We start from the raw sequence: 13,308 nt of genomic DNA on the forward strand, positions 1-13,308 counted from the left end.
AGAGAAAATGACCAAATTCAAGGGCGTTGTTCCCCCCGTCGTCACGCCGCTCAATCCGGATTTCACCGTCGACTACCCCTCCTACACACGCGTGCTGGAACATCTGATCGATGCCGGCTGCCACGGCGTATTCGTGCTGGGGTCGACGAGCGAAGTCATCTTCCATGACGAAAAGACCCGGCGTGAGATCATCGAGCATTCCGCCAAGGTGGTGAATGGGCGCGTGCCGCTGATCGTCGGGGTCATCGATCCGACCACGGATCGCGTCATCGCCCATTCCAAGGTTGCAAAGGCGGCCGGTGCCGATGCAGTCGTGGTGACCGCACCCTTCTACACCGTCACCAGCCAGTCCGAGATCCTCGATCACTTCCGCTATATTCGCGACGCGGTGGACGTTCCGCTGGTTGCCTATGACATCCCCGTCTGCGTGCACGTCAAGCTTCAACGGCAGACCGTCGTCACGCTCGCCAAGGAAGGCACGATCATCGGCCTCAAGGATTCCAGCGGCGACGATGGCAACTTCCGTTACGCGCTCCTCGACCTCGCCGAACACAAGGACATCTTCCTGATGACCGGCTCCGAGATCGTCGTCGACAATGCTCTCCTGATGGGTGCGCATGGCGTCGTTCCCGGTATCGCCAATGTCGATCCCCACGGCTACGTCCGCCTTTGGGATGCCGCCCAGCGTGGTGACTGGGTTGCCGCCAAGAAGGAGCAGGAGCGGCTTTGCCGTCTCTTCGAAATCGTTTGGGTCGCGCAGGGTCGTGTGAGCGGCGGCGCATCCGGCATCGGCGCCTTTAAGGCCGCCATGCGCAGCCTCGGCATCATCGATTCCGCCGTGATGCCGCGACCGCGCGCCGCTCTGAACGATGCCGAAACCGCACGGATCGACGGGATCCTGCGCGCGACCGGCCTTCTGAACTGAGAGAACTGATGGAACAGACCGCCGAACCCGTACTCGACATCAAGGGATTGCGAACGGTCTTCCGCGTCCGCGGCAGCGAGATCACGGCGGTCAACGATATCGACCTGACGGTCGCCGCCGGCGAGACGCTCGCTCTCGTCGGCGAATCCGGCTCCGGCAAGTCTGTGACCAGCCTCTCGGTCATGCGGTTGCTCACCCGCAACATCGGGGTGATCGCCGCAGGCAGCATCCGTCTGACGACGCGCTCCGGTGCAGTCCAGGATCTTGTTTCTCTCGACGAGGAGAGCATGCGCCGGATCAGGGGCGACGACATCGGCATGGTGTTCCAGGAGCCGATGTCGAGCCTCAACCCCGTCTTCACGATCGGCGATCAGATTGCCGAACCGATCCGTATCCATCGCGGTGCAAGCCGCAAGGCCGCGATGGATGCCGCCGTCACGCTGCTTGAAAGTGTCGGCATACCGGACGCCAGACGTCGCGCCGGCCAATACCCGCATGAACTCTCCGGCGGCATGCGCCAACGCGCCACGATCGCAATGGCGCTCGCCTGCGATCCGGCACTGTTGATTGCAGACGAGCCGACCACTGCGCTCGACGTGACGATCCAGGCGCAGATTCTCGATCTGCTGCTCAAGCTGCAGCGCGAGCGCGGCATGGCGATGCTCTTCGTCACGCACAATCTCGGCGTCGTCGCCGAAATTGCCCATCGCGTCGCGGTCATGTATGCCGGCAGGATTGTCGAGGAAGGCCCGGTCGGCGAGGTTTTCCGCAATCCGAAGCATCCCTATACGATGGGCCTGCTCGCTTCCATGCCACGGCTTGGCGACGCGACACGGATGAAACAGGCGGGTGAAAAGCTCGCAGCCATTCCCGGCATGGTCCCGAGCCTGATGAACATGCCGAGCGGCTGTGCTTTTGCGCCGCGCTGCAAATTCGCGGTCGATGCCTGTCGCACCGCGGTTCCCGCGCTTGAAGAGATCAATTCGCAGCATCGCAGCCGCTGCATCAGATGGCAGGAGATCTAGATGAGCGAACCCCTGCTCTCCGTCCGTGACCTTTCGAAACACTATACGTCCCGCGGTGCGCGGCTGAATATCCTGCAAGGTATCTCCTTCGATATCGGCAAGGGTGAAGTCGTCGGGCTTGTCGGCGAATCCGGCAGCGGAAAGACCACGATCGGGCGCTCCGTGCTTCGGCTGGTCGAACCTTCGTCAGGCAGCGTCCGCTTCGACGGGAAGGAACTGACCGACCTTTCTGCCTCGGCGCTGAGACGGCAACGGCCGCGCATGCAGTATATTTTCCAGGACCCCTTCGCCAGCCTGTCGCCGCGGATGACGATCGGCGAAATCCTTACGGAAGGTTTGAAGATCCAGGGGATCGGATCGGCGCGCGACAGGCTTGACCGCGCGCAAGCCGCCTTGGCGCAGGTCGAGCTGCCGGCCGATGCGATCAACCGGTATGCGCATGAGTTTTCCGGTGGGCAGAGGCAGCGCATCGGCATCGCCCGCGCCCTGACCCTGTCGCCCGAATTCATCGTGGCCGATGAACCGGTCTCCGCGCTGGATGTCTCGATCCAGGCGCAGGTCATCAACCTTCTGCGCGAATTGCAGCAACGGCTCGGGCTGACCATGCTGTTCATCTCGCATGATCTTGCTGTCGTTGAATATATCTGCGACCGGGTGATCGTGCTCTATCTCGGCCGCATCATGGAGATCGCACCGAGCGCCGACCTTTATGCGAGGCCTCAGCATCCCTATACGCGCGCCCTGCTCTCCGCCATTCCGTCACCCGATCCGGATGCCCGGCGTGACCGGCAGATCCTGAAAGGCGATATTCCAAGCCCCGCCAATCCGCCGAGCGGTTGCGTCTTTCGCACGCGCTGTCCGAGCGCGCTCGATGCCTGCGCCGCCACGGTTCCTCAACTGCGGGAGGTCGCGCCTGGCCAATACAAGGCCTGTATCCGCGACGATCTCGATTGAACTCACGCCACAGGGAAACAAGTGATGAATGCGAAGACGTCGCAACCAACCCTCCGCGGAAACTGGGCGAGCCTACTTTTGCCGATTGCGCCCGACGATAGCATCGAATTCGACAAACTCGGCGAGGAGATCGACATCCTCATCGACGCCAAAGTCGATGGCATTTATTCGAACGGCACCGCCGGCGAATTCCACAATCAGACCGAGGAGGAGTTCGACAGGATACAGGCATTGCTGGCCGAGCGCTGCAGCGCATCCTCGACGCCCTTTGTGATTGGCGCCTGCCAGCCGGACCCGCTGATCATGCTCAACCGCGTCCGCCGGGCCAGCGCACTTTATCCGGCCGCCATTCAGGTGATCTTGCCGGACTGGTGGCCGCTCACCGATGCCGAAGCGACCGACTTCCTGAACCGTGCCGCGGAAACGGCCGGTGGAATTCCACTCATCCTTTACAATCCGCCACACGCAAAGCGCGTCCTCACGCCCAAGGAGTTGGGCGAGGTCTGCGCGTCAGTGCCCGGCGTGACCGGCATCAAGCTCGCCGACGGCGACAGCGCCTGGTATGCCGAAGCCCGCCAACATCTGTCGGACCTATCGCTCTTCGTTCCCGGCCACCATCTTGCAACCGGCACGAAGGAGGGTGTGGCGGCAGGCTCGTTTTCCAATGTCGCTTGCCTCAGCCCCCGCGGCGCGCAAAAGTGGACGGCGTCGATGCGCAGCAATATCGATGCCGCACTCGATCTCGAGCGACGCATCTGCGCTTTCATGGACAATCACATCGTCCCTTTCCGCCAAAACATGGGTTTTTCGAACGCTGCCCTCGACAAATTGCTGAGTGCGATCGGCAATTGGGGACCCGTGGGAACTCGTCTGAGATTTCCCTACCGATCGATCGATGCTTCGGAAGCCGAGAGTTTGCGAAGAATTGCAATGTCTGAGCTCCCCGATCTATTTCACTGAGTCACAGGGCGAGGCGCGTTGGGGCCTCGAGCGGACCCGAACCGGCGATCCTAAAGAAACAAATCGCTGCTCCCACCACATCGATGAGTTGAGGCGATAGCGACGCCGTCAGCAATGCCATCGAGCCGTCCTCGAGCAACGGACAGGCCGAAGGCCAGATCAACCGCCTAAGAACCTCAGCGCGCAATGCATGGTCGGGCAGGTCCCGAACTGCTGAGAGCACGAATGCTACCGCCGCTCCACACCAAGCGAGGAAGAACCCGGTTAACTGCCAAACGACATGAGCCCGTTCTGCGAACGAGCATGAAGTGGCGCCAACGTTTCAGTGTGCGACGCCTTGTCCCTCGTGTGCCCTAACGATGGCGTCCGCTTCCTTGCCGTATAGCTCCTCGAAGTGATCGAAGGTCTTGGAAAAGTAACCAATGCCCTGCGTCGCCGAACGCAGCGCCCGCGCGAGATCGTCAAGTGCGCTGCCGGGAACAAGTGCCCGGAAGATGTCCCATCCCTTAGCGGTTTCATCCCGGTCGAAGCCGAGAACCTGACCCTTGAGAGCGGAGACGATCTGGACGAGGTTGCCGGAATAGATCGACGGAATGTGAATCTCACTGCGGAAGACCGGTTGCATCAAAACGGCCGACCCTTCGGAAAGCGCCTGTCGCACTCCCATTTTCGACGCAGTCCTGAAGGCGTGTTCCGAACTGTCGACGGCATGGTGCTGACCATCAAACAGCGTTACCCCGACGTCGATGACCTCAAAGCCGAGCGGCCCTTTCTCCATGGCTTCGCGCGCGCCTGCTTCGACGGCAGGGATGTAGTTGCGCGGAACGACGCCACCCTTGACGGTTTCGCTGAAGGTGAACCCGCGGCCGCGCTCGTTGGGGCGAATGCTCAGCTTCACATCCGCGAATTGCCCGGCGCCGCCGGTCTGTTTGCGATGCCGGTAGTGAACCTCGGCCGGCTTTGCAATTGTCTCGCGGTAGATCGGGTTGGGCGTTCGATCGGTTACGTCGATGTGGAAGACGTCGGACAGGGTTCGGCAGAGATCGCGCAGATGTACCGGGCCCTGGGCGCGGACGAGCTGGGCGCCAGTGCCCTCCTCCTGCAAGACGACAAGACCCCGATCCGTCTCCGAAAGTTTTGTCAGCGTTTCGGAGAGCTTGTTTTCATCGCGTGCGCTGCCCGGGACCAGGATCCTTTCAAGCATGGGCGTAGGCGGCGCGGTCCATTCGGGTGGGGCGACCGTCGCGTCTGATGTCAACAGCGACGGGACGGGCAAATGGTCGGACTTGACCGTCGCGAAGACATCCCCCGGCGCAGGCACGATCGCCGAGCTCGACCGTCCGTTTGCGGGATCCTGCACGGCGCCGAGGCCGGAGCCGCCGAGTGATGCGCCTTGCCGAAGTCCCTCACCAAACGCACGCACCAGCACCGTCTTGCCGATATTCTGACGATGATAGGCATGGAAGCTCACGGCGCTCAGCTTGTTTTCATCGAGATTACCTGCACGAGCCAGGCGCTGTCGAAGAACCCCTGCCGGCGGCGCCTCGTGACGCAGCGCCTTCATCAGCCGCATCATGCCGTTGCCGTGACTTGCGGCACCGATCAGGACTGGAATAATCCTGTTTTCACTGAGAACTCGCGATGAAATGGCATAGAGCGCGTCGCTGGGCGGCTCGCGATCTTCGACCAGTTCCTCGAGAAGCCAGTCATCGAATTCGGACAGGTGTTCCAGGAGCTCGCTGCGCGCTTCGTGCTCGCGCTCGGCGGCGCTTTCGGGAATTGCGATCAGCGCCGACGTCTGGCCTTCCCGGTAGCGCCACGCCCGTTCCGAAATCAGATCGCAACTGCCTACGATCCTGTCTCCCTCTCGGATCGGGATCTGGCGAAGCAAAAGCGTGTGGTTGGCGTAGTCTTGAAGCGCGGCTATCACGTCTCTCAGCCGCCCTCTCGGTTCGTCCATTCGGTTGACGAAGAGGATGCACGGCGTCCCCGAGGCTTCGACTATCCGCAGATAGGGCGCGGCAAGCACAGCTTCCTCGGGTGCCGATGAAACGCACAGGATGCAGGCGTCGCTGGCAAGAAGCGCGTGCTGTGCATGCGCCAACGCTTCGTTGGCTCCTGGCGCATCCAGCGCACACCAGGCCTCGTTTCCAAAGGTGAATTCTGTGAGGTTCAATCCATAAGGGGACCTGGATTTTCTCGCCACCCCCTCCAGGGAGCCGAGCTTTTCCACGACTGTTGATTTTCCGGTCTGCGAGGGTCCAAGCACGGTAAAGCAGCGCATCGGCATTCCTCCAACTGCCATAAACACAATTTTCAGCCATCATAGGATGCCCTGAACCGCTGCAACGCGCCAGAGGTGTTCAGTTTCACAATGCTTTGACCTGGAGACGTAGGAGTTATTCTCGAATTCCCAGTGGATTTGAGCGCAGGGGAACGATCTATCAGCGGCTCTGAAGCTGCTCCTACAAGGAGTTAGGCCTGAACTTGCCCGCTGTCGCGCCAGCTTGGCGGCAAGTGCATCGCGTTCATCGCTACCACGCAAGGGACGGTCGACAACAACGAACTCCTCGATCGCCGCTAGGCAAGAGGAGGGAGGTAAGCTTGCGAGATAAGAACTCGGTGAAGTGGCGCACACGCTGGTCCTGCGCGTCTCACCCTGTGTGAGAAGCCAGAGCATGCCGTATATGTGCAGGTTCGAAGATCCGCAGAAGGGCGCTCCTTTCTGGGCACAAAGTGTGGATAAGTTCACTGTCAGGGGACATCTGCAAGCACGACGCTTCAATACGGGCTTCAGCAGGGCTATGCCCGAAGACGCAGTCAATAGCGTCGGCCAAGTGCCCCAAAACCTCTTTCAACTCCGGAACGATGACGATAGTACCCCCCAACCCATCTGACGATCAGCAAGAGAGGTTCGTGCGCTGCCAGGATGCGCTGTATAGCTCGTTTCTGAAGCTCCTGGAGGACGCGAACGAAACGGGATGGGGCCAGCAGGAAACGCTCGTCGCACTCATTTCGCTCGCCGATAACCATGCTTTGATGCTGAACGCGAATGCCGAGGCCGAAGAGCTATTGGCGACCATCAAACGCCGCAGTTGACACTACGAACGCGGAGATGTCCGAGATAAGTGGGCGAAGCGGCTTACGCCTGTTGCGCGCGAAGCAGTGGCGCAATGCGGTCGCGATATCTCAATCTTGCGTTAAGTCGCCAACTTCACCGAAGGCTGCAAGCAGCCTTGGCGAGCTCATGTCACCCGTTTCGCTGTCGACCATCACCGAATAGGCTCCGACACCCAGGGATCTGGCCGACATTGCGGAAGCGATTTTTTCCGCAGATGTCCCATTCGAAGCCTGTCGCATCTCTCCCGGGACCAAGCCAGCTCGGTTGCGCTTGAATGGAACGACGATGAATTTCTCAGCCAACGACATTATTGATCCCTTGTTGCCCCAAACTATTCGAAGGCGCCGAGCGCTTCGATTTGATCGTCCAGTTCACGCACGCGTTCCAAATATCGTGGCCGAAGCGGATGGTCCTCTGCCAGGTGTTCGAGTTTTGACAGCGCGAGCTGACGCTGGTCTCTAAGGAGCTTCAACCGACTCATGTAGTCCCTCGTTTTGTTGCCATTCCATAGCCCCAAAACGGCCGGAACGCCAGCGATGTTCTGTTTATGTTCGAAGTCGCCCTGTTGTCGCCTGATATCGAGTGAATGCCGCGCCTTTTTGGACCTGAGAGCGATCCGATTTTTTCACGGCGGCATGAGGCGCATCGCAGTCGGTTGCGAGGTTCGACATCTTGGTCGGCGATTCCTCCCGCACCACTCTCATGTCGGCAACACTCGACTGCGAGGCATTTACAAAGTGGAGCTTTTGAAAAACATGCAGCGGATAGAGATTTTCAGGCGGTAGCTCGCCATCGAATAACCAACATCCTGCGCGGCTCTGCAGTATTGCTCGGCTAGCTTCAGAGCGTCTTCCGAAGGGACAGGCGGGACATACTGAACTTCACTTACGGTGTAGGAACTTCCCGGTGATCTCGACCTTGTCGCCGCTCTCGAAGGTCCGTTCCGCATGGAACTCAAGGGGCTTGAAGTTGACGGGAAAAAGCGCCAGCGTCATGACCGAACCACGGGGCAAGAAACCCAACCTGCAGCCCCACTGGACCTGAGGTCATGGGGGCGGTGATCACCTTGGGTCGAAAGCGGTCCGAATGACGCAAGCTCTCGGCCGCCCTCCAGGACGTCGAACGGGCAGATGACCGTTCGACATGTTCTCTTCATCGTCTCCTGTTTCAGAGAATCTTCTCAAACGAAGACACCAAATGGGCGCCCGATGGCATTTCGATTCCGGACCCCGAAAATTTCGTGCAGCAGAGCAGATTGAGCCAAAAGCTGCTTCTGCCCTGGTTTCCCAATATATCGACGAGGCTGCTCAGCCTGATTTTCCAGTCATCTTTCAGCCTGATATAGTTGCGAGTGTTCATATTGATGAGGAAGAGGAACAGATTGTCGTCGCCCGCCAAATCAATATCCGGAGCGAAAGAGTTCGGTCCGGCCAGAACTGGCTCGGGATGGTAGTTGTGGATTGCCTTGGCCAGGCTCTTGTCATCCACTGTGGGGTCTGATCTCAAAGCTTTCCAGACAGCCAATGCTGTCCCATAGTCGAGGGCGGCTCCGAAATTGCCGCGGTATTGAAGCTCTTGCTTGGCAGCCAGGTTAAAACTTCCGAACTCGCGGATGTCACCGTGGCAAACGAGTACATAGTTCGACATCGAAGGCTCTCCTTTCAAGACGAGCGATAACGAGGTTGGCGGACTAGCAATGTTTGGTCGTTGGCGCTGCGGGGAGCACCGAGGTGTCACTTCCCCGCAGTCTTTGTCTTGGAAACAAACCTCTGCCAATCCGCCAGGTCAGCCGCATCCGCCATGCGTGCGAAGTCGAACGCATACGCGGAAATGACATCTGCCAGGCTCAACCAGACACCGGGCGGCTTCATGTTGGAGGTTTGTGCTGTCGTGGCCAGGCGATCGATCACATATACTTTCACGACAGGGTTGCCGGAGTCGCCTGGCATAGCGCTCATCACTATGAACACGAGCCTGGCGGTCGCCGAAGTCATGAGGCTCTGGCGCAATTCGTCGCTGATGTCGGATAGGCGCTTTTGCAGGGCAACATTATCATCAATGATCTGCCTGGCCTCAGGCACAAGCTCCACGATCAGCCCAGTCACGATCGGCCCATAGCCGACATCCCGCTCAGGTCTCGTGACCGTCTGCGTTCGTTCGAACCGACCTGCAGGTGACAGAAACGGCACATGGTTGAGCCCTGTTTCCCAAGCTGCCGCGGCAGCCAGACCTGGCTGACCGGCAACATAGCGGCCCACGACATCGGCGATTGTGTCGAGGACAGAGCGTGGCGTGACGGAGCCGGCAACGCATTGATCTGTCTTTGGATCGACAAAATGCAGTAAGATGCAGCTTTCCATCGAAGCTTCTCCTATGGTTGACGTGCCGCCGCAAAGCGGCGGCACTGCCGGATCAGTTCGTATCGAACTTGCCGTCGAAGAAGTTGGTGGCCGACTCGATGTCGTCGATCTGCGTGCCCGAGATGAAGGCGTCGTATTTTTTCTTGACGTCAGCATTTGCGAGTGCGCCGTAATTGAACAACGATGTTGCGACGCGATAGCTGAACGACATCGAGAAGCTCTCGGCCGATCCACACGATGAGTAGATCTTCTTTTCATCCTGGGTAAAGTCGATGAAGTACCCCTTCAGCCAGGGATTTATCTTGATCTCGTTGCCGACCTGTTGGCCCTCGAGCACGATCGAGATCGTGCCGACGCTATAGGATTTCGTACCGGTCTGGACCCCCATCCGTATGGAATCGCCGAGACCTGAAACGAATTCAGCAAAGGAGGCCAATGCAGGTCCACCGCCCACCGCGACGCCAAGAATCGTCGAGATGAATTTTCCAGCCAGTTCCACCCCCTTGATGTTCTGGGTCATCGTCTGCTTGACGAATTGGCTCGGCCCCATCAGCGGCAGATGATTGAAGACGCTCTGCCACAGCATGGTGTCGTAGACCTTGTTGGGATCGTTGGCTTTGTCCGCGGCCTTGCGGACGTAGGCCGACGCGACCCCGGTCAGGTCGATGAGGTTTTGACGCTGAACGTCCAACTCCTTCTGAACAGAGTCAGGCACTTTGGGCTGCGCCAGGATGACCGAGATCAGGCCATTGTCGGTTGTATTGAAAGCAGTTTGCGGATCTTTGGGCGCACTGGGCAGCGGAGCGCCGGCCTTTAGCATTTCGTTGACGGTTGGCAGATGCGGGTGACGAATTTCCGCGAAGTAATCCACTGCGGAATCAAGTGTAATCGAATTCATGATCGTCTCCATCTCGGTTTAAATGAACGTAACGATCGGATAGACCCGTTATATTTGGCTCTATACCGTGACTTCTCTTGCACAATTCAGTTGCGATCTCGGCAAATACATCCGGGATGCGAGACAAATAGACATCGATTGAAGGATATTTTCAACTTATAGGTATTTTGCTATTCGCAAAACGACCTCAGATTGTTTTCGCTCTGCGCAAAATGATGGTCACCCATCTGAACAAACAGACCGTAGGAAGGCCGTTAGGTGATCTGCGGCACCGGGCGGAAGGGCACGGAAGACACTGGCAAATTCGTGCTCCGGTTCAGAGCGCGAGGGTAGCTTATGGTGTTCAGGTGAGCCTCGCCCAAGCACCAGCCAGTCGAGGGACACATCCAGGGCCTTGCAGAGATTTGCGGCACTCTCCAGCGAAATTGAATCGCCTTTGCGCCAGCGCGTCAGCGCACTTTCGTTTACACCCAGGGCTGCAGCGAGCGCCGTAAGTTTGCGCCAATTCCGGAGATCGATAGCCTCCTGTATTCTACGGCCGCGAACGATATCTCTGGAAAAAAGATGGAGGGGGTTCCATGTAGACCTCACAGGATCGCTTTAAAGTAGCGCCGGTATAGCGATAATCTACCTTAAGAAGTGTAAACTGCGGGATGGAATTGCGCTACCGAGGGAGAGAAGCAGGGCATCGCTCTTAAAGCGGTCTTTTATGGAATAGCACAAGAACTTGGCGCGAACTTCTCGCCCTTGGGTGCGCAGAAACGACATCTGCAGCGACAGTCAATCGGTTTTCGTCAGACGGCGATGGCGAGGTCACGGGAGGTTTGCGGGGATGGTTGAAACTTGGGCCGACCTTTGCCCCCTCCTTTCTCGACGGCGCATTCACAGCGTCATATTGCTTGAACGTCCTGCTCGAGCCCCTCGTTTGGCCAATTCGCCCTCAAGGACGGTGGGCCAACGATCGCGAGCATCGTGCCGTTAGCGCTGAGCGGTATGGCACGCCATGATGGCCTCGCGAGCCACCGCCTGCAATATGATGATCACCGCGTTATCCATCTCAGGCTCGGTTGGCTGTCGACAACGGACACTGATCGGTCGAGCTCATGACCCGCGCAGTCGTCTGGCAAGCGCAGCGATACACTTGCGATGCGCAAGATGGTTTTCGCGAAGCGTTACTGCGTCGAAAGTAATAGATCCCATGCTCAACTCTTCACCGACCCGGCCGCCATGCCCGCGAGGAAGTAGCGCTGGGCTATCAGATACAAGACCAGAAGCGGGAGCGATCCGAGCACGCTCATCGCCATCATCTCGTTCCATTCGAACGCGTGTTGGCCCATAAGCAACTCGATACCGATGGGAACAGTCCTCATGTCCATTGACTTCGTCAAGGTCAGCGCGAAGAGGAATTCGTTCCATGCCAGCAGAAATGTATAGACCGCCGTCGCGACGATGCCCGGCACGGACAGCGGGATGATCACACGCCATAGTGCCGTCCAGCTTGACCCGCCGTCGACAAGCACCGCCTCGTCGAGTTCCTTCGGCAAGGTATTGAGATATCCAGTCATGAGAAGGATCGCATAAGGCAGCGTGAAAACCATGTAGGTTAAAATCAGCGCAAAATAGGTGTTGAAAATGCCGAAGGCGACGACCATGCCGAAATAGGGGATCAAAAGCGTGATCGGCGGCACGGTCTGCGTGCTGATGATGAACACGTTCAGCGTTTTCTTGAGCCGGAATGAATACCGGCTGAAAGCATAGGCTGTAAGGATGGCGATCAGCACCGTCAGAACCGTTACCACTCCAGCGACGAGATAGCTGTTGATAAAGAAGCGAACCTTCGTTGGGTCGTTGAAGATCGAAAGATAGGCGACGCTGGTGAAACGGTCGGGCAGCAGCCGCGGCGGCAGGGCAAAGATCTCAGTGTTCGATTTCAAGGACGTGAAGAACATCCACAGGATCGGAAAGCCCGCGAAGACCAGCCCGACCGCCAGCCCGAGATATGTCAGGAGGGTCGGTACTATGGTGCGACTGAGAGAGCGTTTTGCCATTGCCGGTCACCTGGCCTTCTGGTGTTTGATGTAGAAATATGTGGCGCCCATCGAGATGATCAGAATGAAGATTGCGCTCGCCGACGCGCGCGAAAATTCATAACTCGAAAACGCAAGTTTGTAGGTGTAGGTGCTGAGCACCTCGGTCGCGTAGATCGGACCGCCTCCCGTCGTCATCCACACGAGGGGAAAGACCTGCATCGTCCAGATGAAATCAAGCAAGGCGATGCTGATGATGATCGGCATCAGTTGCGGGATCGTGATGTAGCGGAATTTCTGAAACTCGTTGGCGCCGTCAATGCCGGCGGCCTCGTAGAGATCCTTGGGAATGCCTTGAAGACCAGCGAGAAGGCTGACCATATAGAGCGGGTATCCCGCCCAGATATTCGCAAAGGTCAGCGCATGCAGCGCGGTTCTCGTCGAAGAAAACCACTCGACCTTGAAGTCAATGATATGGAGCGTCATCAGGATGCTGTTGACGACACCATTCGGATCCAGAAGCAGCCGCCAGATGATTGCGATGATTACCGCCGTGAAGAGCCAGGGCAGAATGTAGAGAACCCGCAGAATGCTTCTGACCAACGGATCGACACGCTGGCTGTTGAGCAAAAGGGCGAAGGCGAGACCGATCAGAAGATGGAAGATGACGCTCATCACCGTGAAGTAGAGGGTCTGCCCGACCGACTGCCAGAAAACCGGATCTTTGAAGATCGTCACATAGTTCTGCAATCCGACGAAGGACGCGTCCTTTTTCGTGATCGCGCCGTCCATCAGCGAATAGCGCAGGACGGTGATCATGGGAAACAGCATCAGGAGGCAGAACAGAAACGTCGCTGGCGCAACATAAAAGTAGGGAACCAGCCTTTTTCTTGTCTTGTAAGACAGCAGACCGCGCTTGCGCGTTTTTGATTGCGTCCGGATCATAGTTTCGGTGGCGAGGCTCATGAGAGGTAATTTCTCCCTGGTCGTAACGCATTGCTTCGTCGCGATGCGACGGCAGCGTGATCGAAGTCTGTC

At 58.2% G+C, this 13,308-nt stretch carries 13 protein-coding genes; 5 read left to right on the top strand and 8 right to left on the bottom strand.

From position 1 onward, the window contains the following. The first annotated feature begins 7 nt into the window (after window positions 1-7). From FHT93_RS18570 to FHT93_RS18585, 4 genes are read left to right on the top strand one after another with little or no spacing between them, the layout of a single operon-like run. Entirely contained in the window at window positions 8-925 is a 918-nt protein-coding gene (locus FHT93_RS18570; protein ID WP_112542632.1) for a dihydrodipicolinate synthase family protein, read from the top strand. 8 nt (window positions 926-933) lie between these two features. Beyond that, the gene (locus FHT93_RS18575; protein ID WP_183848821.1) at window positions 934-1,950 is read left to right on the top strand and encodes an ABC transporter ATP-binding protein; all 1,017 of its coding nucleotides are present in this window, start codon (window positions 934-936) and stop codon (window positions 1,948-1,950) included. Next, a complete protein-coding gene (locus FHT93_RS18580; RefSeq protein WP_183848823.1) occupies window positions 1,951-2,904 on the top strand; it encodes an ABC transporter ATP-binding protein in 954 nt (317 codons plus the stop codon). A 24-nt stretch (window positions 2,905-2,928) separates the two neighbouring features. Then, window positions 2,929-3,864 carry a dihydrodipicolinate synthase family protein gene (locus FHT93_RS18585; protein WP_183848825.1) on the top strand — a complete coding sequence of 312 codons (936 nt, stop codon included), beginning with the start codon at window positions 2,929-2,931 and terminating at the stop codon, window positions 3,862-3,864. Between the two features lie 322 nt (window positions 3,865-4,186). Here the strand turns inward: FHT93_RS18585 and FHT93_RS18595 are convergent, their stop codons facing one another. Then, entirely contained in the window at window positions 4,187-6,148 is a 1,962-nt protein-coding gene (locus FHT93_RS18595) for an elongation factor G (protein ID WP_113202372.1), read from the bottom strand. A gap of 632 nt (window positions 6,149-6,780) precedes the next feature. Here FHT93_RS18595 and FHT93_RS18600 point away from each other — a divergent pair. Then, window positions 6,781-6,963, top strand: coding sequence for a hypothetical protein (locus FHT93_RS18600; RefSeq protein WP_246781633.1), 183 nt, complete (start codon window positions 6,781-6,783; stop codon window positions 6,961-6,963). A gap of 90 nt (window positions 6,964-7,053) precedes the next feature. Here FHT93_RS18600 and FHT93_RS35555 read toward each other — a convergent pair whose 3' ends face one another. From FHT93_RS35555 to FHT93_RS18630, 7 genes are all read right to left on the bottom strand, one after another. After that, window positions 7,054-7,293 (bottom strand): hypothetical protein, encoded by a 240-nt coding sequence (locus FHT93_RS35555; protein ID WP_112542637.1) that lies wholly within the window; start codon window positions 7,291-7,293, stop codon window positions 7,054-7,056. Window positions 7,294-7,866: 573 nt separating this feature from the next. Then, the gene (locus FHT93_RS35900) at window positions 7,867-7,998 is read right to left on the bottom strand and encodes a hypothetical protein (protein WP_281413560.1); all 132 of its coding nucleotides are present in this window, start codon (window positions 7,996-7,998) and stop codon (window positions 7,867-7,869) included. Between the two features lie 154 nt (window positions 7,999-8,152). Further along, window positions 8,153-8,632 carry a hypothetical protein gene (locus tag FHT93_RS18605; RefSeq protein ID WP_112542638.1) on the bottom strand — a complete coding sequence of 160 codons (480 nt, stop codon included), beginning with the start codon at window positions 8,630-8,632 and terminating at the stop codon, window positions 8,153-8,155. 86 nt (window positions 8,633-8,718) lie between these two features. Continuing rightward, the gene (locus FHT93_RS18610) at window positions 8,719-9,345 is read right to left on the bottom strand and encodes a hypothetical protein (protein WP_183848826.1); all 627 of its coding nucleotides are present in this window, start codon (window positions 9,343-9,345) and stop codon (window positions 8,719-8,721) included. A gap of 52 nt (window positions 9,346-9,397) precedes the next feature. Next, window positions 9,398-10,243 carry a hypothetical protein gene (locus FHT93_RS18615; protein WP_183848828.1) on the bottom strand — a complete coding sequence of 282 codons (846 nt, stop codon included), beginning with the start codon at window positions 10,241-10,243 and terminating at the stop codon, window positions 9,398-9,400. A 1,202-nt stretch (window positions 10,244-11,445) separates the two neighbouring features. Next, window positions 11,446-12,291, bottom strand: coding sequence for a carbohydrate ABC transporter permease (locus tag FHT93_RS18625; protein WP_113117531.1), 846 nt, complete (start codon window positions 12,289-12,291; stop codon window positions 11,446-11,448). A 6-nt stretch (window positions 12,292-12,297) separates the two neighbouring features. Next, a complete protein-coding gene (locus FHT93_RS18630; RefSeq protein WP_113145373.1) occupies window positions 12,298-13,236 on the bottom strand; it encodes a sugar ABC transporter permease in 939 nt (312 codons plus the stop codon). Window positions 13,237-13,308: the final 72 nt, after the last annotated feature.

This window comes from Rhizobium sp. BK379 (assembly GCF_014193955.1).
Classification (GTDB): domain Bacteria; phylum Pseudomonadota; class Alphaproteobacteria; order Rhizobiales; family Rhizobiaceae; genus Rhizobium.